The 23,580-nt window shown below is 35.2% G+C and carries 24 protein-coding genes and 1 other annotated feature; of the genes, 6 read left to right on the top strand and 18 right to left on the bottom strand.

Features of this window, described 5'->3' with window-relative positions:
- Positions 1 to 18: 18 nt before the first annotated feature.
- From CWO92_RS07280 to CWO92_RS07270, 3 genes are all read right to left on the bottom strand, one after another.
- Positions 19 to 603 carry a DUF2238 domain-containing protein gene (locus CWO92_RS07280; RefSeq protein ID WP_101353560.1) on the bottom strand — a complete coding sequence of 195 codons (585 nt, stop codon included), beginning with the start codon at positions 601 to 603 and terminating at the stop codon, positions 19 to 21.
- Positions 604 to 619: 16 nt separating this feature from the next.
- Positions 620 to 1,186, bottom strand: coding sequence for a DUF2238 domain-containing protein (locus CWO92_RS07275; protein ID WP_101353559.1), 567 nt, complete (start codon positions 1,184 to 1,186; stop codon positions 620 to 622).
- Between the two features lie 74 nt (positions 1,187 to 1,260).
- A complete protein-coding gene (locus CWO92_RS07270; protein WP_101353558.1) occupies positions 1,261 to 2,505 on the bottom strand; it encodes an aminopeptidase P N-terminal domain-containing protein in 1,245 nt (414 codons plus the stop codon).
- A gap of 196 nt (positions 2,506 to 2,701) precedes the next feature.
- On the opposite strand from CWO92_RS07270, the gene CWO92_RS07265 reads away from it, so the two are divergent.
- The 3 genes from CWO92_RS07265 (at position 2,702) to CWO92_RS07255 (ending at position 3,979) form a co-directional block, all read left to right on the top strand.
- Complete coding sequence (locus CWO92_RS07265) at positions 2,702 to 3,067, top strand: CidA/LrgA family protein (RefSeq protein WP_101353557.1); 366 nt, start codon at positions 2,702 to 2,704, stop codon at positions 3,065 to 3,067.
- The gene (locus CWO92_RS07260) at positions 3,064 to 3,750 is read left to right on the top strand and encodes an LrgB family protein (RefSeq protein WP_101353556.1); all 687 of its coding nucleotides are present in this window, start codon (positions 3,064 to 3,066) and stop codon (positions 3,748 to 3,750) included. The genes CWO92_RS07265 and CWO92_RS07260 overlap by 4 nt, the downstream gene beginning before the upstream one ends.
- A 70-nt stretch (positions 3,751 to 3,820) precedes the next feature.
- Positions 3,821 to 3,979: a Fur-regulated basic protein FbpA gene (locus CWO92_RS07255; RefSeq protein WP_101353555.1), complete on the top strand. Its 159-nt coding sequence runs from the start codon at positions 3,821 to 3,823 to the stop codon at positions 3,977 to 3,979.
- A gap of 41 nt (positions 3,980 to 4,020) precedes the next feature.
- On the opposite strand, the gene CWO92_RS07250 is transcribed toward CWO92_RS07255, so the two are convergent.
- From CWO92_RS07250 to CWO92_RS07230, 4 genes are all read right to left on the bottom strand, one after another.
- Entirely contained in the window at positions 4,021 to 4,326 is a 306-nt protein-coding gene (locus tag CWO92_RS07250; RefSeq protein WP_101353554.1) for a MerR family transcriptional regulator, read from the bottom strand.
- A 185-nt stretch (positions 4,327 to 4,511) separates the two neighbouring features.
- Entirely contained in the window at positions 4,512 to 5,702 is a 1,191-nt protein-coding gene (locus CWO92_RS07245; protein WP_101353553.1) for a S53 family peptidase, read from the bottom strand.
- Between the two features lie 452 nt (positions 5,703 to 6,154).
- Positions 6,155 to 7,141 (bottom strand): LLM class flavin-dependent oxidoreductase, encoded by a 987-nt coding sequence (locus tag CWO92_RS07235; RefSeq protein WP_101353797.1) that lies wholly within the window; start codon positions 7,139 to 7,141, stop codon positions 6,155 to 6,157.
- 4 nt (positions 7,142 to 7,145) lie between these two features.
- Positions 7,146 to 7,442, bottom strand: coding sequence for a DUF3219 family protein (locus CWO92_RS07230; RefSeq protein ID WP_101353551.1), 297 nt, complete (start codon positions 7,440 to 7,442; stop codon positions 7,146 to 7,148).
- 242 nt (positions 7,443 to 7,684) lie between these two features.
- Here CWO92_RS07230 and CWO92_RS07225 point away from each other — a divergent pair, with 242 nt between their 5' ends.
- Both CWO92_RS07225 and CWO92_RS07220 read left to right on the top strand, forming a co-directional pair.
- The gene (locus CWO92_RS07225; RefSeq protein WP_101353550.1) at positions 7,685 to 8,533 is read left to right on the top strand and encodes a hypothetical protein; all 849 of its coding nucleotides are present in this window, start codon (positions 7,685 to 7,687) and stop codon (positions 8,531 to 8,533) included.
- A gap of 30 nt (positions 8,534 to 8,563) precedes the next feature.
- Positions 8,564 to 9,469, top strand: a complete 906-nt coding sequence (locus tag CWO92_RS07220) for a VanW family protein (RefSeq protein WP_101353549.1) — start codon at positions 8,564 to 8,566, stop codon at positions 9,467 to 9,469.
- A 188-nt stretch (positions 9,470 to 9,657) separates the two neighbouring features.
- On the opposite strand, the gene CWO92_RS07215 is transcribed toward CWO92_RS07220, so the two are convergent.
- From CWO92_RS07215 to mutM, 5 genes are all read right to left on the bottom strand, one after another.
- On the bottom strand, positions 9,658 to 9,837 hold the full coding sequence (locus CWO92_RS07215) for a hypothetical protein (protein ID WP_101353548.1): 180 nt from the start codon (positions 9,835 to 9,837) through the stop codon (positions 9,658 to 9,660).
- An 829-nt stretch (positions 9,838 to 10,666) separates the two neighbouring features.
- A complete protein-coding gene (locus tag CWO92_RS07210) occupies positions 10,667 to 10,954 on the bottom strand; it encodes a DUF6509 family protein (RefSeq protein WP_101353547.1) in 288 nt (95 codons plus the stop codon).
- 214 nt (positions 10,955 to 11,168) lie between these two features.
- Positions 11,169 to 12,425, bottom strand: coding sequence for an acyl-CoA thioesterase/bile acid-CoA:amino acid N-acyltransferase family protein (locus CWO92_RS07205; protein WP_235851584.1), 1,257 nt, complete (start codon positions 12,423 to 12,425; stop codon positions 11,169 to 11,171).
- A 129-nt stretch (positions 12,426 to 12,554) separates the two neighbouring features.
- Complete coding sequence (locus CWO92_RS07200; RefSeq protein ID WP_101353545.1) at positions 12,555 to 14,513, bottom strand: GTP-binding protein; 1,959 nt, start codon at positions 14,511 to 14,513, stop codon at positions 12,555 to 12,557.
- 220 nt (positions 14,514 to 14,733) lie between these two features.
- Complete coding sequence (gene mutM / locus CWO92_RS07195; RefSeq protein WP_101353544.1) at positions 14,734 to 15,543, bottom strand: DNA-formamidopyrimidine glycosylase; 810 nt, start codon at positions 15,541 to 15,543, stop codon at positions 14,734 to 14,736.
- A 169-nt stretch (positions 15,544 to 15,712) separates the two neighbouring features.
- Positions 15,713 to 15,925: a binding site (T-box leader), on the top strand.
- Between the two features lie 52 nt (positions 15,926 to 15,977).
- Between mutM and CWO92_RS07190 the strand changes: the two genes are divergently transcribed.
- Positions 15,978 to 17,309 carry an amino acid permease gene (locus tag CWO92_RS07190; protein ID WP_101353543.1) on the top strand — a complete coding sequence of 444 codons (1,332 nt, stop codon included), beginning with the start codon at positions 15,978 to 15,980 and terminating at the stop codon, positions 17,307 to 17,309.
- 598 nt (positions 17,310 to 17,907) lie between these two features.
- Here CWO92_RS07190 and CWO92_RS07185 read toward each other — a convergent pair.
- The 6 genes from CWO92_RS07185 to CWO92_RS07160 all read right to left on the bottom strand — a co-directional run bounded on the left by CWO92_RS07185 (position 17,908) and on the right by CWO92_RS07160 (position 23,526).
- On the bottom strand, positions 17,908 to 18,432 hold the full coding sequence (locus CWO92_RS07185) for a mismatch-specific DNA-glycosylase (RefSeq protein WP_101353542.1): 525 nt from the start codon (positions 18,430 to 18,432) through the stop codon (positions 17,908 to 17,910).
- Positions 18,433 to 18,551: 119 nt separating this feature from the next.
- A complete protein-coding gene (locus CWO92_RS07180; RefSeq protein ID WP_101353541.1) occupies positions 18,552 to 20,108 on the bottom strand; it encodes an ABC-F family ATP-binding cassette domain-containing protein in 1,557 nt (518 codons plus the stop codon).
- Between the two features lie 368 nt (positions 20,109 to 20,476).
- Positions 20,477 to 21,013, bottom strand: a complete 537-nt coding sequence (locus CWO92_RS07175; protein WP_101353540.1) for an MFS transporter — start codon at positions 21,011 to 21,013, stop codon at positions 20,477 to 20,479.
- On the bottom strand, positions 21,010 to 22,443 hold the full coding sequence (locus CWO92_RS07170; protein ID WP_101353539.1) for an FAD-binding oxidoreductase: 1,434 nt from the start codon (positions 22,441 to 22,443) through the stop codon (positions 21,010 to 21,012). The genes CWO92_RS07175 and CWO92_RS07170 overlap by 4 nt, the downstream gene beginning before the upstream one ends.
- 189 nt (positions 22,444 to 22,632) lie before the next feature.
- On the bottom strand, positions 22,633 to 23,196 hold the full coding sequence (locus tag CWO92_RS07165; protein ID WP_233269805.1) for a YdcF family protein: 564 nt from the start codon (positions 23,194 to 23,196) through the stop codon (positions 22,633 to 22,635).
- A 99-nt stretch (positions 23,197 to 23,295) separates the two neighbouring features.
- The gene (locus CWO92_RS07160; protein WP_367593485.1) at positions 23,296 to 23,526 is read right to left on the bottom strand and encodes a hypothetical protein; all 231 of its coding nucleotides are present in this window, start codon (positions 23,524 to 23,526) and stop codon (positions 23,296 to 23,298) included.
- Between the last annotated feature and the right edge of the window lie 54 nt (positions 23,527 to 23,580).

The following is a 23,580-nucleotide window of genomic DNA, read 5'->3' as shown; positions in this document are numbered from 1 at the left end:
TTCGAATATAGTATGAAACTATTCACCTTTTTGCTTCTTCAACTTAATATAGGTTCTAATCCAGGAATAAATAGAAATCACTAACCCGCCAACGATATCCGCTATTAAATCTGTCATTGTATCCGTATTTCCGCCGCCTTGCATGGTCGTTCCAAAAAATTGGTCACAGCTGAATTCATACGTCTCCCACAACACTCCACCAAGTGCTGTAAAACCGAATGCAAACAAAAAGATAAACCATGGGGAGATATCATTCCCTGCATTCCTGTGTACAAGCCTTTCATATAGGGCAATAGCAGTAAAGGCAAGAATACCGCCACTAATAAAATGAATAAAGGTATCCCACCACCCTAGTCCATACCAACCTCGAATGGATCCTAAAACTTGGGAACCGAATAAAAAGATAAAATAGGAAATAATGATAGGTAAATTAAATTTTAACTTCGTAAAAAGCGCTAGTAATAAAGGGATAGCACCACAAACAACTCCCCCAACAGCAACCCAAGCCTTTTTTGATTCACCAGCAGGAAAAAAGTAAAATGCCATAACCCCCATAAAAACTATATATAACAAGCTTATAAATAGTACGATTTTTCGATTCACTAAATCACCTCAGAAATTAAACTTGATGTTTGCGCATAGCACCGTAAATAGCAATCAATAATCCGCCCAAAAGCCCGGCAAGTAAATCAAGCATCGTATCTGTATTGCCGCCACGCTGCATGGTATGTGTAACCCACCGGTCTCCCAAAAATTCATACACTTCCCATAATATGCTTGCAGTTACTGATAAAGAAACGACAAAAAGAAAAATAATCCATCGGGAAATATTTTCAGTAGCCGACTTCCGGATAAATACCTTGATTAAAGTAATGCCAAGCCCCCCAATATATATCCCCTTATAAAGATGAACAGCGCTATCCCACCATTTATAATGTAGATAAAAACTTGCTATCGACCCTAAATAGCTAGAGCAAAATAAAAACACATAATATCCAATAATAGTTGGAATGTTAAAGGGATTCTCCTTTAAAAATAATAAGCCAATCGGGATTGCACCAACTATCATTCCACCTAATGCAACCTGCCAGCGGGAGGTATCACCTTTTACTAGATAAATTACCAGTAAAATTGCCATAAACAGGATAAATGCACTCGCGAGAAATATAATGGTAAATTTTTTCATAAATTCCACTCCTTTGGCGAAAACAAACAAAATAAAACCCTCTCTCGTATTATTCTACAAGAGAGGGAAATTAATTATTTATTCATAAATGCTTCAATTTCTTCAACAGAACGGATAATATCTTTGGAAAGATTTTCATAACCATCTTCTGTTACTAATATATCATCTTCAATACGAATGCCGATGCCTTCTTCTTCAATGTATAATCCCGGTTCCACTGTTAACACCATACCAGGCTCTAAAACTTTATCACGATAATTTCCGACATCATGAGTATCAAGACCTAATGAATGGCTGACACCATGATAATAATATTTGCTGATTTCACTTTCTTCCTGAATTAACCCTAGTTTCATACATTCTTCTGCTAACACTTTTTTCGTATGTTCGTTTAATTGAATAAATGGAACACCTGGCTTAATGAGCTCCGTTGTTTCTCTTAATGCTCTTAACACGATATTATAAAAAGTTTTTTGTCTTTCTGTAAATTTACCATTAACAGGGAAAGTAAAACTGATATCAGCACTATAGTAGTTATGCTGAGCACCTAGATCAAGAAGTACAAGGCTGCCATCTTCTGCTACTGCGTCATTTTTATCATAATGAAGAACGGTTCCATTTTGGCCGCTTGCAACAATAGTATTAAAAGCAAAATCTTTAACTCCTTCAGTTTTCAACACAAAGTCAAAATATGCTTCTAGCTGGTATTCTTTCATACCAGGTTTGGCATTACTCATCAGGTTATATATACCCTTTTTAGTGATTTCGATTGCACGTCTAATTTCCTCAATTTCTTCCGGCTTTTTATAAAGTCTTAAATCACAGATAATTGGATACACATTCTTCACTTGCAAGAATGGATAGTTTGTTTGAACTTGCCTTACAAATTGCTGAGATTTTGTAGTTAAAGTATCTAACTCGCTTCTTTCTAAATCAAGATAAACATTAGCTGTTTGTAAGGAAGCAACAGTTCTTGCGAAAAATGCTTGAAATTGTTCGGTAAATTGAATACTTTCTACGCCAGATAGTTCTTTAGCCTCTTCAACAGAAATCGTTTTTCCTACCCATTTTTCTAGAACAGGGTCTGATTTTACAATAAATAAGTGCTCCTCTACTTGATTATCTTTCTTTATGGCAAGAAAAATATTGTTCGGTTCATTAATTCCCGTTACATAATAAAAATTTCGATTTGGAACAAATTTATAGGCCTCATCCGCAGATTTTTGAGGTGCATTACCCGCAAATAATACAAGCAAGCTTTGATCTTCTAATTTTTCATATAAGCTTTGACGATTATGTACAAAAAAAGCATTTTTCATGACTGTTCTCTCCTCAATTTCTATAGTGTATTTATTCTATTATTATACTATATTATTTGAAATTTTCATAAACAAAGAAATCTCAGGATTTAATGAGAATAAAAACCTTGTTAGTTTTCCTTACATCATAAATGACAGATAGGAAATTATCATTTACCCTTAAACAAACGGAAATTTTGATGAGGGAGAGAATAATATGATATTTCGAACATTTAGCCAATTACTGCTCATAATCAGTTTCCTTTTGGTTGGTCAGCTTATAACGAGATTTTTAACGATCCATATTCCTGGAAGCATCATCGGAATGATTCTCCTCTTTCTTCTGTTACTTTCAGGAATCATAAAGCTAGAATGGGTGGAAAAAATGGCAGTATTTAATCTAAAGCATTTGACCTTACTATTCATCCCATTAATAATCAGTATGTGTTTATCTCCTACTTTCTTAACGCTCCTACATTGGAGTATTATTACCATCTTAATTTTCAGCAGTCTTATCTGTATGTTAGGTACAGCGTATTCGGTAGAATGGTACGAAAAACAAAAAGGGAGGAATAATAAATGATGATACTGAATGAAATTATTATATGTACCGCTTTCACCATCCTAGGATACTCGCTTGGCAGCATGATCTACAATAGATATAAAAGAAGCTGGCTCCATCCTTTATACACTTCAACTATTTTTATACTAATATTCTTATTTTTATTTCACATTCATGCAGAAACGTACCAAAGAGGCAGCGTGATTTTTCAACCATTTTTACAATTAGCGGTCGTTTCATTAGCTATCCCTTTATATAAACAATGGAACTTTATAAAACAAAACTTTAGGAAGATTAGTATTGGGGTTGTCACTGGAACAATTCTGGGCATTATCTCCGTTATCTTAATGGCTAAAGCGTTTCATTTGAACCATCTTATGACCGCTTCCTTAATTCCGCGGTCTGTAACACTTCCGATTGCTTTAACTGTGTCAAATGATTTAGGGGGAACAGCCTCCATCACAGTCATTTTTGTTATGATAACAGGTATATTTTCCTTAATCTCCGGACCAAATTTATTAAAAAAAATCGGCATAAACAGCAAAGCTGCTAAGGGATTAGCTATGGGGACTTCCGCACAAATGCTAGGAGCAAGCCGTTCCATGCTTTGGGGCGAAGAAGAGGGAGCAATGGGCAGTGCTGCGATGACGACAACTGCAATATTATTCCCTATCTTAATTCCTATCCTTTCCACTTTTTTGTAAAGATAATTTTCCGCTTTTGGATTAAGAAATATTGGAATAGTAGAAAATGATTATAGAAAGGGGCAAAAATATGGCGAATTTCTTACGTGAGGCAGTAGAAAAAAAGAAGCAAATGTATATTCAAAAATTGCTTAACGCTGGAGTTTATAAAGTTTCAGACAGACAGCTCTATGACCTCACCTTAAGCGAGTTAGAAACCATTTATAAAGCAAGAGTAGAGCGTAGATAAGATGAATCACCGCCAAAATCTAAAAGGCGGTTATTCTCGCTTTACTTCCTAATCCGAAAATGCGCATTTATTTGTCCTTTCAGCATTTTTTCGCGAATTTGTTTTTCATTATCTTGCCTTTGTAGCTGCTTCTTTATTTCAAAAGTCTGAACTCCCTCTTCTCTTTTATTAGCAATTTCCATTAATCGTTCCACGTCAGAGAAAGAATATTTTCTTCTTCCCTTTTTAGTGCGTTCTGGAAAAATCAATTTTCGATCCTCATAATAGCGAATTTGCCTTTCGGAAAGTCCGGTTAATTCACTTACAATTCCAATTGTAATCACTTTTTTATCCTTATAAGATGACATTTTACCTCCTCGCTTTCTCTTTAACATCGAGAATTTCTTTTCTTTATTATCATAAATGTAGAAAGGAATCTCAATTTATTTGTTAGATTTCCTAACATTATTTGTTATATTTATTCGCGAACAAAAAAACTCTGCATTTAAGCAGAGTTTTATAGCAACTATAAATATTAATGTTAAAACAATAATTACTTCGTATTTAAGACAGGAACTAATTGGTTAGCAATTGGACTACCAATTCCTGTCACCACATCATATCCAGCTTGAGCGGCATAACCGTTACTGCCGGTTGTAATATCATGATAATTAGTTCTATACCCTGTACTTCCAGTCGTACCTGCTAAGCTATATACTTTGTTTAAAACTTCTGAGCTTGAAAGAGATTGAGAATGCCCTTCGTTTGCTAATGCAATTAGAGCTCCCCATGCTGGTGCACTGAAACTAGTACCGCCAACCTGGAACCAACCTTGTTGTCCTTGATTCCTAGTACTTGTGTACACATATACACCTGTATTTGGGTCAGCATCAAACGAAACATCAGGAATTCCCCGCTTAGAACCAACCACATTTGTCCAGTTTGATTGATATGCCGGTCTTGTTTCATAGGAGCTTAATGCACCACCTGAGCCAGACCAAGCAGATTCACTACTATAATCCCCATTACTTGTAACGTTGAGTGTTGTGCCACCAACGGCTACTACATTAGGAGATGATGCTGGCCATGAGCTTCCTTGACCATTATCTCCAGAAGAAGCAAGATAGGTGATACCAGCATGATTAAAGTGACTATCGTAAGAAGCTTCTCCCGAAAACTCAGAACCTCCCCAACTATTAGAAACAACTGTAGCACCATGGCTAGTAGCATAATCTTCTGCAACTAAAAGATCACTGATTGATGCAGATTTTGCTGATACAACCATAATTTTTGCATCCGGAGCGAGTGCATGGGCCCACTCCACATCTAGTGCCGTTTCAAGAGCCCAGCCACCATCTGTGTTTGGTTTTCCTTGTGGATATACCACCTCAATATTTGCAGCTGGAAGACCAAATTGTTGATTAAATACTTGTAAATCATTTACGATGGTAGGGCTGCCATATGCCTCTACAAGAGCAATCGTTTGACCTTTTCCCGTTCTGTTTAACTGATCAATACCATATGCCTTTTTAATGTCTGTAGGATTAAAAATACCAGAAACTGCATTTGGTTTTGCATGACCCGAGTTATGTTTAAAATGAATCGGGTTGTGCGCCACAACGCTATCAATCTTTTTAGGGCTTGAAACCGTTTGTGCACTCGCAGACGAAGTTGCTGCAAAAACACCAAAAGATACTAATGCAGCGGCAAAGCTAAATTCTGCCTTTCTCAAAAGCTTTTTCATTTGTTTTTTCCTCCCTTTTTACTAGATTAAAAGACATAAAATGGTGAAGCTGTAAGGAAATTTTAGTTTTTTCATATAATAAAGTAAATGAATCTTTTGTTTCATTTTGTGAATATAACAAATTTTCTGTTATAACAAAAATTAATCCATTAGACCTTAATAAATACCAGATAATAACCATTTTTACCACGACAGAAGTAATCATTATTTATGCGGATTTATTCGAAACAATAAAAAAAGAATAAAATATAAATATAATTTTATGTTAAAAAATGGTTGAATAAATATTGTTTAATATTTTAATAGATTCTAATTTGCATGAATCTGATTTTCCTTTTTTATCTTTCTTTATGCCTAGGTACTGTATCATACCTGTAAAAAAATTCACCATATAAAATGTAAAAAAAAAACAGAACTCTAGCTACCATAAGTTCCGTTATCACGCCAAGAATTTAATCTAATAATGCTTTCGCTATTAATTCATACGAACGAATTTTATCTTGAAGAGAGTGAGTTATTGTGACAATCATTATTTCGTCTGCTCCATACAGAGCTTGCAAATCCGTTAATTGCTTCTTTACCTCTTGAGGGTTTCCAATGATCATCTTATTCTTGTTTAAAGATTGAGGATGAGTCTTTAAATATTCTTTTGCCTCTTCTATTGATGGAAACCCATTGTTTCTTTCCCCTTCTTCTTTCTGTAAAGACCAAACAAGTGAACTCAAAGCAAGTTCTTCTGCTTTTTCCGTTGTTTCTGCACAAATTGCGGAAACAGTAAGAATTACCTGTGGTGTATGCCATTCTTTTCTTGGCTGAAATGCTTTTTTATATTCCTGTATAATTTCTTGACCTTCTTGATCACTCATAAATAGACCAAAAGTATAAGACATGCCGTATTCCGCCGCGAGTAATGCACTTTTTTTACTTGTGCCAAGAAGCCATGGTCTAGGAGAAATAGTCGGAATGGGTGAAGCGTGAATTTTTTCGTAATTATTTTCTGAGGGATAATCATCATCCAGAAAATGCAGCAAATCTTTCACGAGAATGGGCATTTTATAAACATTTTGCAAAAAGTTATCCGATAGCGCATTGGTTACTTGGGCAGACCCACCCGGAGCTCGTCCAATTCCAATATCGATTCGATCCGGAAACAAGGTTGCAAGCATATTAAAGATTTCAGCGACTTTATACGGCTTATAGTGAGGTAAAAGAATAGCTCCAGATCCAATTCTTATTTTTGATGTTTTCGCACCAATATAGCTTAACATCACCTCTGGTACGGAACATGCCAACCCCGGTAAATCATGGTGTTCTGCTATCCAAAACCGTGTATACCCTAACTGTTCACCTGCTTGTGCTAATTTAACAGAACCCAATAAAGCATCCCTCGCTGTTTGATTCGTTGAAATAGGAGCTTGATCTAAAATGCTTAGCTTCATCCTTTCACCTGCTTTCTGCATTCACTTTTTCCAGCAAAGTAACCTTGTAGTCAGCAACCTGATCTTTCTTATATAAATTGGTTAAAGAAGTAGAGTATTGTTGAATATTGCCTCTAAATGCTAAACCGCGTTCAGGCACTTTTATATCAAATGTTTCTCTATACAAGAGAACAGCAATATCGTGATAGTCTTCACTTGTTACTTTAAAATCAACGGTTATTTTTATAAGTCCATTTAGGTATTCTTCCTCGTAATGTTCTACATAAATGGTAGTATCATCAAGAATTATTTTGTTTACCACTTAAAATCTACCCCTTTTTTCAAATGTATGACAAATAATACCACTAAAGGCTCTACAGAGCAACTTTTCTGTTTTCATTTCATTGAACGTTTCTACTTTAAAAATTCGAGTGTTAGCATAAAGAAAAAACATATAAAAACCTATTTGAACCCTAAAAACTCTATTTCCAATATTTTTAAGCTATTCTTCTCGACTAATAGTTAAAAATAATGGTAAATTCATGGTGAACTCGAGGAACAAAGATGACAAAAATTATTTATGCAGTTATATCAATCCTTTTGGTTATGGGATTCAAATCTTCACCTACGTACGCAGCTGAGCCAAATAACGAGGAATACCCTTTAGATTTTCATATTGAAATGCTGCATTGGGAAAAAGTAAATAAAATTTTGCCGCGATACTCTATATTTACCGTTATCGATGTTGAAACAGGAAAAAGCTTTCGTGTTCAAAGACGAGCAGGACAACATCACGCTGATGTACAGCCTTTATCGAAAAAAGATACGAAAATCATGAAGGAAATATACAACGGTCATTGGAGCTGGAGAAGAAGGGCAATTCTCATTCAAACTGACACTAAATTAATTGCCGCTTCTATGCATGGAATGCCTCATGGTGCAGGTGCATTGGATAATGGTTTCAATGGCCATTTTTGTATCCATTTTAAAGGCAGTGTAACACATCACTCTGAAAAGTCAGATTTATCTCATCAAGTAATGATTCATAAAGCAGGTGGAACAATTGATGATTTTATAAGGGATCTTACACCAGAGCAATTAACCACTGCATTTTTGGTATTTATTAAAAATAATGATCAAGGCTTAGTCCAAAAAGTGGCAATTACCAATAAACAAAACGCTAACAAAGAAGTAAAGAAAATAAACAACATCGAATCCATAAACTGGAAACTGGTGTCTGTTAACGAACCAAATTTGTTTGCATTGGAAGCAGATATACCGGTCGAAGTTAACTTACTCGTAAAAAACATTGGTCCCGTAAAAACAAAAATTCCTTTTCATTTAATTAGAACTTCACCAATTTCGCCTTGGAAAATAAATATGGACCCATTGATAAAACTTACCAAGAAGTAAATGTATTTTTTTTATGGAGGCTAAATGAACATGAGACTCTTCTTAAGTTTATTATTATTATCCTTTTATCCTACGGAAGAAAACAGCATTCATTTAATATCGGATGGTAAAACGCTTCATTCAGTGCAAAAAGCTGATTTTGTACTGCCTCCTTTTGATCAGTCGGTTATCAACGAAGAAAAATATGACTACTACGAACAACAAATAAGCAATAAAGTCCTTAAAAATCCAATTAATGCAACAATAGGGGAAAATGGAAAAATGATAAGCGAAAAACCTGGTTATAAATTGGATACCTACCGGTTTAAGCAAATGTTTTATCAATCATATTTTCAAAATGGATCAGCTTCGTTTGAAGTGCCACTTCAAACCATTTATCCAAGAGTGGATAGTGAACTTCTTGAAAATTTAAGAAGTAAAAGCATTAGCAGATATGTTACCTATTTTAACAACTCTAATAAGGAACGGACTCATAATATTCGACTTGCAGCAAATGCTATAAATGGTCATGTTATTTTTCCAGGCGAAACCTTCTCATTTAATAAAGTGGTTGGAAAGCGTACAAAAGCAAAAGGTTATCTCAAAGCACCTGTAATTGTTCGAGGAGAGCTTTCAGAAGGTATTGGCGGGGGAATCTGTCAAGTATCTTCAACATTATTTAATGCAGTTGATAAAGCAAGCGTCGAAATAGTCGAACGCTATTCCCATAGCAGGCGGGTGCCATATGTGCCACCTAACAGGGATGCTACCGTTAGCTGGTATGGACCAGATTTTAAATTTAAAAATCCTCACAATCAACCCCTGCTTATTCGAGCAAGAGTAATTGGAGGTCAATTATTCGTTAATGTATTATCATCCGAGGATATACATTATAAATCAAAGGAAATCCCGAGCGCCCCAAAGAATTTGCCTATTGAGGTCGATCATGAACATTAAAAACAAGCTTTGAAAATCAGCGTATCAATACACGTTGATTTTTTATATTATCTCCATTTCTGGTTTTGTAAGAATGTTCGTCGAAGTTTGTAATTTTGCCTAAAAGTTTCTTGTAAGGTTATTTAAACATTCAGATTCTGACATCTCTATATCAACAGAGGCGAAGCAGTCCAGTAAACATAATAATATTATGCTTCCGTTTCCACATTTAAAATTTGTATCCATTTTGGATTTAATACTGTTTCAGACTTATACCCGTTGATAAATTCTTTTACATATGGATTTCCCAGATCCAAACCTGTCTCTGAAAGTTCACGTAAAGCACTAATACCTGCGGCGTACCAAAGTATCGAGCAATCATCAAACATCTAAAATACCAATCCTTTGATTCTCCCAACGGAGATTATCAAGTTCAAAATCGAAATGGATTAATCCTATTTCATTATTTGCCGTTTACAAACTATTTGCCCAAGACTTTAGATAATGCCGTTCCTCTAAAGCGGCAATCTCCGTTTTCGGTAAATCCTCCTGTAAAATAAATAGTTGATCCTTCCAATTTTGCCGCCTCTTCTTTAAGTTATCAGGAATATTTTTTAAATAATGATGAAGTGCACCTAAAGCTTTCCCCAGGCAAAATAATGTCTTGAAGAAAGCTCTTTTAGTTCCAATTCTTTTCCCGGCAATGCCTCCAATACAACAGCATAAAATGTGCCGTATATCTCTTTTCTTTCACAGGAATCATTAAACCAAAGTGTGTAACCCCACTTCTTTTAAAAAGAAATATAAAATTAGCAGATGAGCGAAAATAGTAAACAGAGCCCTCATCAACCCCCCATCTGTTTAGTATTAATTCTGCTAATGGACTGCGCCATTCACAGTCTACTGTGTCGACCTTTTTTAAAGGGAGTTAATTTCATCATTATTTTTCACCTCTTTTTAATAGTTAAAGCGATAGAAAACAACTGGACATGATAAGATTGAAGAACACAAAAACCACAGAATGAAATCATAACTCTGTGGTTTAGCTTGCAATCATAGTAAAAATCCTATTATCCACTGCCTCTCACACGTTAGAGTGAGAGGCAAAGCATTTCATTTCCATGGACATCGTACATTCTAATAAATTATAAAAAATATATCTATAAATAAATTCCGCGTCAATATATTTTTCGAAAAGTACAAATTTAATTTCGCCTTTTACATTTCACTAATATGTTCTTTACAATAGCCCTCTAGTATTTTTTCTTCCTCTTCTTCTAACTCAAATTCAAGATAACGATCCGTAATTTTTTCAAAGATTTGGTATTGCACAACACGTGATTGGCTACCATCTACAACATAAATTGCCTTTATATATAAACCGTTCTCTGAATATAATTCATCATCTTCCGGAACTTCTATAGTTAGAATAATTTCATAACGATCACCAGTTAATATTCCTGTTGGGTCCTCGAGTTTTTCGATAGTATGTCCAGTAATATTCATTTAATTCTTACTTCCTCTCTATTCCTCTAATTACTTTTTCTAATTACATCTTTATTATTATACACTTTAAATAGATTTATAAAACATACTATTGGCTTTCAGGAGATATCATACATAATATTCAATGTTTATGATATATTAAACTATTTATTTGATTTAATATTATCAGCTAATTAAATAGATAAAACAAAGCATAGTATGTTATTACATACAACTATTGAACTAGAAAAGATAATATCTTCTGCCACGAATCGGATTGTGCAAAAGCTGCTTTCTCGGGATTTCCCCCTAGATCCATTTTGATTTGTCCATATCCTCCAACTGTACAGTTTGCTGTTGGCCAATGAGGAATATAAAAAGAGTGACCTGCACCTCGATATTTCAAATGTTCAAATCCATATGGAAAAGATGCCTTTCTAAGTCGTTCCATTATCATATCTCCGTGTATATCAGATGGCCAAAGTTGATCGTCCTCACCAGAAATAATAAGCACATCTCCTTTTATCCTTTCCACCGGAATTATAGCATCTTGCTTTTCTACGATTTGACTCAGACGTGCACGGTAAAAATTTCGGTATTGAATAGGTATAGCTTGCATGTGCTTGCGGTGATTTTCATCAAGGATGTGTTCGGGAATTTGCTTATCTAAAAATGGGATAGGGTTTCCTTTATATGACCAGGAAGAGCTGAATTTCGACCCTAATCCTGGGTAAATAACTGAACTCGGAACAATGCCGACTACACCGCTTACTTCATAAAACATGGATGCTGCAAGAAGCGCCAGCTCTCCGCCTTTCGATATCCCAATTAGTTTTATTCCCTTTCTTTCATCTACCTCTGCTTGAGACAAAAGCCACTTTATAGCGGTTTGTAAATATTCTAATGGTATTTCTATCAATTCTGAAGGAAGCTGTTCCTTTCCAAAATAAGCAAGTCCTAACACTGCAAATCCATGGGAAGCCAATAATGCTGGCTTGCGCTCCATTAGTCCACCTTCCGATCCGCCAAGGTAAATAATCGCCTGCCTTTTTATTCCATCAACAGGATAAAAATAAGTTCCCACTAATCCATTTTGTCTAATTTCTTTACGAACAACATTTTTACCAATAAATCTCCTCTTTAAAGTAAAGGTTTTAATTAACTGATCGTCTACATAAAAATCAAGCCCTAAAAATCGGGGAGCCAAAGAAGAGTCTGAGATACCTTCAGCTTTATGCACCCGCTTCATTGACCAGAACAACCCCATCCCATCAGCAGATTTATAAGTTCCTTCGAATGGGGTCTGGTTCTTAATGTCAATGCACCCCGCTTCATTTGCACGGAAGCTCGCAAATGATTCCCAATCATAGCCGAATTGGTCCATCATATTAGCTTTTATTGAGATTTTAGCTTTTGATAATAGATTCGAAATTCGTATATTTATTTCAGAGTCAAACAGATCATCCCGAGGTGCAACTTCAATCAATGGCATATTCACAGGGAACAGCTCCTTAATGAATTAAATTCACTGCAAAAAAGAAAAATCCGTACATACCATTTAACATTTTTATAAACCAATTTACACATGCGCATAAAATTAATTATAGATACTACCTTTCCACTACCTCAACAAATGCATTTTACCTTCTGCCTCATCCCAAGGAACAGAGTAGCCAGCACCTTTTGCACAAAAAATAGAAGAAGATGTGTATTCTGGATCAGCATCCTTATCATATTGAATTTTTTCTATTGCTTCATTCTGATTATGGCAGGGATAATATCCACCAAATACAAGACTTATAGTGCCTCGTCCTTGGGTAAAGGAGGCTAAAACTGTACCATAATCCATAAAGGTTGAAACAGGAACCTTTCCACTGATGATAGCTTTATTTCCAAGCGTCACGGGATTTTCAAAATTCCCATGGGCACTTTGCACATCAGACAGAACTCTGCCCATTTGATCAATATCTACCTTAATTTTAAAATCATAATAGGGCTCTAATAATAGGTTCTTAGCCTTTTCCAAACCTTGTCGTAAAGCTCTTAAAGTAGCTTCTCGGAAATCCCCGCCGCTCGTATGTTTCATATGCGCTCTTCCGGATAATAAAGTAACTTTTATATCTGTTAGCGCAGAGCCTGTTAGAATTCCGCGATGTTCTTTTTCAAAAAGATGATGACGAATCAAATTTTGGTAACTAAATGGCAAATCATCTGGGTGACAGACACTTTCAAATGTCACTCCGCTTTGTCTCTCACCAGGTTCTAATCGAAGATGAACTTCCGCATAATGTTTTAATGGTTCAAAATGACCATACCCAACTACTTCTGATTCAATTGTTTCTTTATATAGAATTTCAGGTTTTGCAAATTGAACTTTAAAACCAAACCGATCGTGAACAATTTGTTCAAGAACTTCAAGCTGAATGGTTCCCATGACATGGATATGTATCTCTTTAAATTTCTCCTCCCACATAACCATTAAGGAAGGATCCTCATCATCCAACATTCGAAAGCATTTTAATACCTCTTTCACATTTAAAGAAGGATCAAATATAACCTTTGATTTAAGGGTAGGAATCATTTCATAAAGTGCCTTATCTTCAAGGACACCCAGCCCATCTCCTGCTGATACAGCAGATAATCCTGTAACAGCAAATACTTCACCTGCTACTACCTTATCAACAACTTGAAATTTCTTTCCGCTATACTTTCTAATTTGAGTAATTTTCTCACTTATCTTTTGGTCATTCCGTACGTATTCAATTTCATCTCTAACCTTTAGTGTTCCGCTTAATGCTTTAATAAAAGTCGTTCTTGCGCCGCTTTCGTCATATCGAATTTTATAAACTCTTCCAGAGAATGAAGTTTCTGTAGCATAATCAGAAATGGTTAATGCATCTAATTGTTCCAGAAAGTCAGTAATCCCTGTATCTTGTAATGCGGATCCTGAAGCTAGAGGAAAAACGATATTATTTTTTATCATCCTTCTTATTTCCACGAACCACTTATTACTCTCGTATCTACCCGTCAAATAATCATCAAGCAAGCTTTCATTCCGCTCAGCTAAAAATTCTTTTAATGATTCTACCATTTGACCATTTACGAAACATTTATCGATAGGACAAACGTCTTCTGTTAAATTTATTTGGATATCCTTTATTACTCTTTGGATATCCGCGCCGACACGATCTATTTTATTTATAAAGAAAAATGTAGGAATATGATGCTTTTTAAGTAAATTCCATACTGTTTCTGTATGTCCCTCTACGCCCTCTACGGCACTAATTACAACAATTGCGTAATCCATGACTTGAATGGCTCGTTCCATTTCCGGTGAAAAATCAACATGTCCCGGAGTATCAATTAATGTATAATGCGAATCATGAAAATCAAATATAGCTTGATCAGCAAAAACAGTTATTCCCCTAGCTTTTTCTATATCATGAGAATCTAAAAAAGCGTCTTGATGATCCACTCTTCCTCGCTTCGAAATACTCTTTGTATGAAAAAGCAGCTGTTCTGCAAAAGTGGTTTTCCCTGCATCGACATGTGCTAGTATACCGATTGTTTTATATTCCATTGCTGCACCTCAATAAGTAAATCTTGTTGTTTATTATTATAGCAAATACTAGATAGCTTTTTTAGATTGGGAGAATTTCTACGAGCTAGTCCAATGATTAGCAATCGCTTTATGCACCCTAAATATCAAAATACGCGCAGCAATGACATATCCATCTATACAATCAATGATAAAAATGCATGTAAAACATGCGAATCCAATATGTTTTTAAGTTTATCAACTATATTTGACACCCTTTACAATAATATGTTTTACGGGAAGATATGTTTTCCATCTGGATGATGGAACCGCATCGCTTACATATTTCCCCTTCCCTCCCATGAACGTTTAACAAAGCTTCATATCCTCCAGTTAATGTATCTCCCTTAAAAAATGGATGTTCCATATATCCGCCATTGTTAATTGCAGTTTTTAATACTTCTTTAATGGATTTATACAGCATAATTACTTCGTCTTTTTCTAGTTGATCAAGACCTCTCATTGGTAATATTTTCGCCTCATAACAGATCTCATCGGAATAACGATTCCCAATACCAGATAAAAAATTTTGATCAAGCAAAACTGATTTTAGTTTAGTGTGTTTCATTTTAATTAAAGTTTGAAACACCTCCATGGTAAATTCATTACTTAACGGTTCCGGACCTAATTCAGAAAGAACCTCTGCTGTGCGCTTCACATCATGAATATGTAAATACCCCAGACGTAATCCAATGAAATATAGGTGATGGTCGCCAAACGATAATTGAACTTGCACCGTCCTTTTTGGTTTATCTGCAGCACCGCCATAATACATCCATCCGCCTAGCATTAAATGCAATAACAAAATATTTCCATTATCCAAATAAAATAATAAATGTTTTGCCCGACGCTCTATATAAGTGATTTTATGCAGTTTTACTTTACGGATAAAATCTTCTGGCGGAACATTGATCGATTTAACGCGATTAATTTGAACATCTGTAACGGTCTTACCTAATATGTATTGATTTAAAAGCAGTTTATAGTTTTCCATTTCAGGAAGCTCTGGCATATTATAACCTCCAATCATAAACTTCTTTTATTATTCCCCAATTTTCATTACGTATTTTAAAAACATTATAAAAACAATTGACACCTAACGAGCATCTTGCTATATTAATAGACATACTTTATTGCTTAAAAGTACAAACGTTGAAAAGATATTTAGAATATTTCATATAATAAATGCTTTGAAGAGAACAAAGTAGTTCTTGCATGTTGTCCAAAGAGAGCTGATGGAGGGTGAAAATCAGTACACTTGCAAGTAGCGAATTTCATTCTTGGAGCAGCTTATTCCTTAAAGAATAAGACGGTTATCTATCGTTAAGATAATGAAGTGGTAAGCTTATTTGTTTACAAATAGGGTGGTAACGCGATATTAAGTCGTCCCTACTAGGATTATTCCTGGTAGGGATTTTTATTTTATGTGAGAAAGGCAGGAGCAGCATGGAGAAAAAACAACAGGATTTAAAAAAGGGGTTATTACCGAGACATGTACAGTTTATTGCACTTGCAGGAATGATTGGAACAGGTATATTTAAAGGCAGTTCTGATACCTTATCGCTTGCTGGTCCAAGTGTTGTTTTCGCTTATTTAGTTGGTGGTCTATTACTTTTAATCGTCATGACAGCATTAGGAGAAATGGCCATTGCCTATCCTGGAATGAATGTACAGCATTTAGTACATAAGGCATTCGGGCATCGTATTTCTTTCTTAGTCGGTTGGTTGTACTGGATTAATTGGGTGATTGTCACAACGGTTGAATTATTGGCGGGAGGAAGCTTTCTTCAATATTGGTTTCCCACAATCCCATTATGGCTTTTAAGCCTTCTATGCGCAGTGGTGATCTTAGCAATCAACTCTTTCCATGTTAAATTTTATGGCGAGCTTGAATTTTGGTTCGCAGGGATTAAAATTTTTGCCCTTATTGCCTTTATTATTCTAGGATGCCTTATTTTAACTGGTATTTTTCCGAGTTCCATAAGCAACCCAATATCGAACTATACCGCAAATGGCGGATTCTTCCCCCACGGTTTTGGAGGAACATTTAGTGCCTTTTTAGTTGTAATGTTTTCCTACGGAGGTGCTGAACTAATTGGGGTGGCCGTTACAGAAACACAAAACGCAAAGATGGTTATGCCAAAAATTGTAAAAGGTACCGTTTGGAGAGTGCTTATATTCTACATTCTACCAATTCTCATTATTTGTGGAATCATTCCATGGGATAAAGTATCAGGAGCTGATAGCCCATTTGTTCAGGTGTTTAGTACTGCAGGACTTCCAGGAGCAGCAAATATTATGAACTTTGTGCTTTTAACGGCTGTTTTATCCGCGGCCAATTCTGGTATTTATGCAACTTCTAGAACCCTATTTTCTATGGCGCAAACAGGGGAAGCACCGGAAATGTTTTTAAAGGTGTCTAAAAACGGCACACCGATTAATGGCATACTTATTACTGGATTCCTTATTCTTGTAGGTGTTTTCCTCGCATATTTAACTCCGGAGAAAATCATCAACTATATGATGACCGTACCTGGATTCACTATAATGTTAATTTGGATTGGCATATGCTGCTCTCAATTAAAATTACGACCGAAATATAAGGAAAAACCTTTCTTTCAGGTTAAATGGTTTCCGTTTACAACAATCATTGCTTTAATCGGCTTAATTACGATATTTGTATCCTTTATGTTTAATGCACAGAATAAGGTTGGTACTTGCGTAAGTCTTATAATTCTCTTTATTTTGTTGGCATTAACCTTTAAGCAAAAGAAATAAAGTTATTTGGATTCATTATTAGTTGCTAGGAAAAATGAAAAGAAGAGGCTGGGACATAAGTAAAAAAAACATTAAAATTGGTTAAAACTACGAAAGCAAAAACGCATGAAATCAAGGTTTTTAAATTTGATTTCATGCGTTTTTTTGATTTTCACTGCGTTGTGTCCCAGCCTCTTCTTTATTTCTTCAACAACTGCTGCACCGTTAAGTTCCTAGTATTTTATCATTAAACATGAAAATTATTTATCTCCTTAGCATGTAAGATAGGTATCATTTATTTTGACCCCCGGACTTTGTTCATGATTAGGAATATTTGCTTAATAAATTTATTCTGGGAAAGAAATTATTTTTCATGTTATGGTTTGGGTAAGTAATATTCGGAAGTGGATTCGTGACAGGTTTATTCCCTTAACTTTTTTCAAATAACTCGGCGCTGCATTCATTGCTGTATTTGCCAAGCAAAGGAGAGATGGTATCAGCAGTTTCAATAAGTTGGAAGTGGAAGTTTTAACCCTCTTATCTGAATGTTATTATTTCGGCGCCGTTCCATATTTTTTACAAAAACCCAGTATTTAAACGTATCTTTTTATGCTTTCCCTCATTTATTATTAACTTTTAAAGTTGCTATTAGCTTTGGAAGTTCCTTATAAATGTCTATTATGTCATTTATGTTCATGCGAACAAGTCCGCTGGATGATGGCGCGACAAAATCAATGGTTCCAGATACAATAGATGTGTCTTGGACTCCCCACGAAATGTTGCGCTTTCCACTGTATTCTTGATAGACCCCTTTTCCAACAAAACAAACGATTAACGGATTTAATTTCTGAAATTTTTGCTTCAGTATTTCTTTTCCTTGTTTGTACTCTTCCTTTGTAATTTCATCCGCACTTTTTGTTGGTCTTGCAACGATATTGGTTAATCCATAACCTAGTTCCAGTAATGTAAAATCTTCCTCAGGAAGATACTTCCTGGGAGTTATTCCAGCTTCATATAAAATTTTCCAAAAACGGTTGTTTGGATTGGCAAAATGATGCCCGGTTTCACTTGATTTAATACTTGGATTAAATCCAACGAATACTACGTCTAAATGCTCCTTTAAATGATCTTGAATAGGTTCCACATTTTCACCTTCTTTTAATAGCTGTTTTTACATGTCATGGAAATCTCATAAACAAATATTTCATTTAAGAAAAGGACATCTCACATAAGTATAGATGCCCTTCGACTCAAACTTGCAAATTAGCTTTTATTGCCCTTCCATTCTTCCAAATTCCATATATCCGTTACCCAATCTTGAAAAAATTCCGGCTCATGTGAAACTAATAGAACAGTACCATCATATTGGGATAGCGCATTTGCTAAAACTTCCTTCGCAACTGCGTCCAAATGATTCGTAGGTTCATCTAAGATAAGCCAATTGCTATCTTCCAGCATGAGCTGACATAATCTCACTCGCGTTTGTTCTCCGCCACTCAGAGATTTCAAAGGCTGAAAAACTTGGTCCTTTTTTAATCCAGCCTGAGCAAGAGCGCGACGAATTTCTTTTTGTGTCATTTTTTCATGCATGGCCCAGATATATTCCAATGGCGTAAGTTCAGACTCCATGCTTTCCTCTTGTGCAAAATAGGAGGGTTTTACATATTGACCGAATTCAATCGTTCCACTATGGGGCTTTAATTCTCCCATGATTGTTTTTAACATGGTTGATTTACCAATCCCGTTATGTCCGGTCACAGCAACTTTGTCTCCTCTTTTTAGGATAACACTAATGGGAGGCAATAGCGGTGTTTCATACCCCACTTCCAACTGCTTAGTTTCAATTATTTTACTTGTCGCACGAACATTGACTTTAAAATAGAACCTTGGTTTAGGAGTAATATCCGGTTTTTCGATACGCTCCATTTTCATTAATTTCTTTTCACGCGATCTCGCCTGTTTAGTAGTGGAAGCCCGCGCTTTATTTTTTTGGATATAGTTTTCCAGCTTCTGAATTTCCTCCCGTTGTCTGCCATAGGCAATTAACTGCTGCTGTCTGCGAAATTCATACGTTTCCATAAATTTATTATAATCACCCAAATACCTTGTTAACTGGAAGTTTTCCAAATGATAAATGACATTTACTACTTCATTCATGAAATCCACATCATGAGAAATAAGGATAAAACTATTTGGGTAATTCCTCAAATAATCTTTGAGCCACTCAATGTGAGCAACATCCAAATAGTTAGTTGGTTCATCTAGTAATAATATATCCGGTTCCTTAAGCAGCAAATTAGCTAATAATAGCTTTGTTCTTTGTCCACCGCTTAAAGATGAAACATCCGTCTCCATTCCAAGTGCTTGTATCCCAAGTCCGTTTGCAATATCATCCATTTTCGCGTCAAGAAAATAGAAATTATGATGATCCAATAACTCTTGAATATGGGCGAAGCGATTTAAAAGCCTCGTTAATTCCTCTTCATTGCATGTTTCCATTTTTCTTGAAATATCTAGCATTTCCTCTTCAAGCTTATATAAATGTTGAAAGGCATTTCGTAAATAATCACGAATACTCAAACCTTCTAACAATTCTGTATGCTGTTCCAAAAATCCTACTCTGATATTTGGAAGCCATTCAATTGTACCATCATCAGGCAAAATCATCCCAGTTAAAATTTTCAAAAGTGTCGATTTCCCCGCTCCATTGGGTCCAACTAAACCAACTCGCTCCGACCTTAAGAGACGGAAATCAATATCTTTAAAAACTAATTTATCACCATAATAATGGGTTAAGTTTTTCACACTTACAATACTCATTTGCATTTCCCTCCAATAAGTTCAATATGAACCAATCGCAAAACATGGAGGACATGTTTAAACTAAACCTCAAGTATATAGATGGAAAAAAGGCAGGGAAAACAAACCCCGCCTTTTTACTTGCATATAGAACAAAGTTCTAAATACACGAATATTTAATGAGGAACAGGTCTGATTATCCGTTGTTTCACGATTGGTTTTGCTAAAAATGGGCATACGTATCCCGTATCAAGCCAAAACCATTTGAAAAACAACGGACATACTCATATCGACCTTATTCCTCCTTTGCTGATAAAAAATAGTTTCCACATTATTTTATAAAAAATAGGAATCCTTGTAAAGAGTTATTTACCTAAATATTCGCAACATTATTCTTTTCTTTTCTTTAATAGCAGAAACCCGCTAATAAAATAGATAAGGGATGCTAAGTAGAAGATGCTGCCAATGGTAATAAAATCGACAATATACCCTGTAAGAATGATTGCTATTGCAGCCCCAACAGAGGTCCAGACATGATAGTTTCCGATTTCTTTTCCGGCATTTTCTTTTTTGACATTTTTAGCAAGGGCTGTTTTTTCCGTATTTTTTTGCACAGCACCTAAAATTCCCATGATAATTTGTAGAATATAGACTTGCCAAACTTCTGTTACAAGAGGAAAAAACAATAAAAGTACAGCCATCCCCCATGAATATAGAATAAATAATACCTTTTCACCTAATTGATCGGAAAACTTGCCGATTGTCGGATAGGCAAGCGCTGAGGTTAACGCAAATAGTCCATATGCCCAACCAAACTGTGCATAGCTGTCCCCAACATTTTTTAATAATAAAACATAAAACGGAAAGATCATGCTGCTTGCCATAACGATGATACTTTGATAATAAAGAAATCTTGTATAGGTCATTTTCCATACTCCTCGTAAAATAAATTCACGAACCGTTCTTTTGGATCGTATTTCCGTTTCATGTTAAAAAATTCATCTGTCCTTGGATATGCTTCATGCAATTGTTTTTTACTAGGATAAGAGTAATACGGTAAATAGTAGCTGCCATGGTGTTCCAACGTAATATTAATCATGTTCCGAACTACTCTTTGTGTTTGCTCAATATCTTTTTTCGATTGACCCTGATTAATTAATAAGACTAGTGCAAACATATCATCCTTCGCATATGACATAACGGCCTCTTGATTCTTATCTACAAACCGAATGGTAATATTTAATAGGTTAAAGTCCTTCTCTTTTTTCAATGCTTCTCTTAAGCTATCTATATAACTTGTAAACTGATTCACAGGAACAAAGTACTCCTGCAAAACTTCCGTTCGCGTTGAACTATCGTATTCCATAAAATTTGAATCCGATCGCATCACATTGTTTCTGGATACTAGTTTTCCGTCGCTCATTTTCATGTATTTCTTTTGAACATCCCAAAACAGATTTTTCCCCCAGTCGCTATATCTCGAAAGCCCAAGAAAAAACTTAGGGATCGCAATAGTTTCCCCTTTTAAATGATTATATTGGGATAAATCATGCTGGTTTGCCTCCACATAATCCGTTATATACATCTCTTTTAAAAATGTATTAGGTGCTATGGAAATACGTGCTAAATGCATTTTAACGGAATGATTATTTAATACATTTTTTTGAAAGTATGCTTCATACTTCTTATAATCCATAATCTTGGTTCGCGTTCTATATAATTCATCGTCCGTTAATTTTAAAGTTACATCTAATATAATTCCGAATAATCCATAGCCACCGATCACCGAATAAAATAAACTACTATTTTCTTTACGACTAACATTTATTATGTCTCCGTCAGGATTCAGTAAGCGAAAGGATTCAACTGTGTCAATTAACGCGTCATTGCGAATATCTCTTCCATGAACATTGACACTTAGTGAACCTCCAATCGTAAAAATATTTTGAGATTGCATGACTTTAATTGCGAAACCATATGGATTAATATATTTTTGAATATCATTCCAAGTCGCACCGCTCTGAACTGTAATCGTTTTTCTTTTCCGATCAAATCTAACAATTTTATTATAAGATTTCATGTCTATTAACATAGCATTAGGATATAATGTTTGTCCGCCCTGGCTGTGCTGCATACCTGCAATAGTAAGTTTGTCATTTGTTTTATTGGCTTCTCGGACTATTTGTTGTAGCTCTTGCTCACCGGTAGCAGACTGGATGTTTTTAACTTTTATTGGCAATAACCGTCCTTTGTCCTTTACGACCGGATGAGATATTTTGTTCTGATAAACGAAAATCGAACTGCCTAAAGCAGCTAAGTAAGCTAACAATAGGAGGAGCACATAGCTTCTCTTCAATATTCTTTCAACCCCTGCTTTTAGATTATTATTTAATTATAGTAAAAAATTGAAAAATGTGGAATATCCAATTATAGAATACTATAAAAAAAGGAGATCAAACCGTTTTAAAGAGGATGATTTCCTTTTTTGATAAGAAAGTATAAGGATTGTTTCAGATATTCGTTCATGTCTAGTTCTACAACTATATTATTTCCCTGTTATTCTCCATTTTAAGATGGCAAGATATTCTCTTCCATATAATTTTGCTTTTACAACTTTTGGTGTTTCTGCTGCTAAAGGATAAGACTTTATTCCTAGTCCCTCTGATAATTTGATAGCTCGAAATACATGAAAATCATTGCTAACAATAACCGCTTCCTTGACATTATATAGTTTTTTAGAAAATTTAATGTTTTCATATGTAGTAACGGAACGTTTTTCTATTAAAATTCGTTCTTTATCAATACCTTGTTCCACAAAAAATCTACGGGCGGCTTCTGCCTCCGAAATTTTCTCATCTGCTCCCTGTCCACCAGTTACAATGACTTTTGTCTGAGGATTATCCTGCAGGTAAACTAATCCTGTTTTTGCCCTTTCATACAATGCCTTTGACATCTTATCTCCTTTTACTTTTGCACCTAAGATAATGAGATAAGGAACGTTCTTAGGCGGACGCTCCTTTGCGGTTTGCTTTATTTGGAAATAAGTGAATCCTATATATCCAATCATGATCAAACATCCAATAGCAATAATTATCTTCCATTTCCTCATCCAATCCCCCCCAAAATTGATTTCCATTATTTAGACGTAGGTTTCCTTAAAACGTTACATAAAAAAAGGAAATCCATTAAATGATTTCCTTTTGACCCATCATAATATTTTCGTTTTGTCCTCCGTCACCATCTGCATTTTCTCCAGCTCAAGCTTCAGCTTTTGGGTTTCCAGTAAATAATTTTCATGTTTAAGCTTTTCTATTTCTAATTGATCTTTTATATAGCTAGCTTTTATTCTTGCAGTTTTCTGAAAGTGACTCGTAATAATCGCAACAATTGGCACAGCAAAGATAATAGCCATAATAATAATATCTTCCAAAAAATTCACCTCATCTAAATCCACTATTTATTAATATACAATATATTCAGACAATAATAAAGC

It is taken from the genome of Heyndrickxia camelliae (assembly GCF_002844575.1).
Classification (GTDB): domain Bacteria; phylum Bacillota; class Bacilli; order Bacillales; family Bacillaceae_C; genus Margalitia; species Margalitia camelliae.
Note: the sequence above shows the minus strand (reverse complement) of the source record. Positions and strands in the feature narration are given on the sequence as shown.

Excerpts from the sequence above, each read along its gene's own strand:
- CWO92_RS07265 (WP_101353557.1), top strand. The coding sequence starts at position 2,702 with ATGATATTTCGAACATTTAGCCAATTACTGCTCATAATCAGTTTCCTT.
- CWO92_RS07255 (WP_101353555.1), top strand. The coding sequence starts at position 3,821 with ATGGCGAATTTCTTACGTGAGGCAGTAGAAAAAAAGAAGCAAATGTAT.
- mutM (WP_101353544.1), bottom strand. The coding sequence starts at position 15,543 with ATGCCAGAGCTTCCTGAAATGGAAAACTATAAACTGCTTTTAAATCAA.
- CWO92_RS07235 (WP_101353797.1), bottom strand. The coding sequence starts at position 7,141 with ATGAAGCTAAGCATTTTAGATCAAGCTCCTATTTCAACGAATCAAACA.
- CWO92_RS07190 (WP_101353543.1), top strand. The coding sequence starts at position 15,978 with ATGGAGAAAAAACAACAGGATTTAAAAAAGGGGTTATTACCGAGACAT.
- CWO92_RS07260 (WP_101353556.1), top strand. The coding sequence starts at position 3,064 with ATGATGATACTGAATGAAATTATTATATGTACCGCTTTCACCATCCTA.
- CWO92_RS07200 (WP_101353545.1), bottom strand. The coding sequence starts at position 14,513 with ATGGAATATAAAACAATCGGTATACTAGCACATGTCGATGCAGGGAAA.
- CWO92_RS07250 (WP_101353554.1), bottom strand. The coding sequence starts at position 4,326 with ATGTCATCTTATAAGGATAAAAAAGTGATTACAATTGGAATTGTAAGT.
- CWO92_RS07270 (WP_101353558.1), bottom strand. The coding sequence starts at position 2,505 with ATGAAAAATGCTTTTTTTGTACATAATCGTCAAAGCTTATATGAAAAA.
- CWO92_RS07220 (WP_101353549.1), top strand. The coding sequence starts at position 8,564 with ATGAGACTCTTCTTAAGTTTATTATTATTATCCTTTTATCCTACGGAA.
- CWO92_RS07175 (WP_101353540.1), bottom strand. The coding sequence starts at position 21,013 with ATGACCTATACAAGATTTCTTTATTATCAAAGTATCATCGTTATGGCA.
- CWO92_RS07210 (WP_101353547.1), bottom strand. The coding sequence starts at position 10,954 with ATGAATATTACTGGACATACTATCGAAAAACTCGAGGACCCAACAGGA.
- CWO92_RS07245 (WP_101353553.1), bottom strand. The coding sequence starts at position 5,702 with ATGAAAAAGCTTTTGAGAAAGGCAGAATTTAGCTTTGCCGCTGCATTA.
- CWO92_RS07275 (WP_101353559.1), bottom strand. The coding sequence starts at position 1,186 with ATGAAAAAATTTACCATTATATTTCTCGCGAGTGCATTTATCCTGTTT.
- CWO92_RS07165 (WP_233269805.1), bottom strand. The coding sequence starts at position 23,196 with ATGAGGAAATGGAAGATAATTATTGCTATTGGATGTTTGATCATGATT.
- CWO92_RS07205 (WP_235851584.1), bottom strand. The coding sequence starts at position 12,425 with ATGCCATTGATTGAAGTTGCACCTCGGGATGATCTGTTTGACTCTGAA.
- CWO92_RS07180 (WP_101353541.1), bottom strand. The coding sequence starts at position 20,108 with ATGAGTATTGTAAGTGTGAAAAACTTAACCCATTATTATGGTGATAAA.
- CWO92_RS07215 (WP_101353548.1), bottom strand. The coding sequence starts at position 9,837 with ATGTTTGATGATTGCTCGATACTTTGGTACGCCGCAGGTATTAGTGCT.
- CWO92_RS07225 (WP_101353550.1), top strand. The coding sequence starts at position 7,685 with ATGACAAAAATTATTTATGCAGTTATATCAATCCTTTTGGTTATGGGA.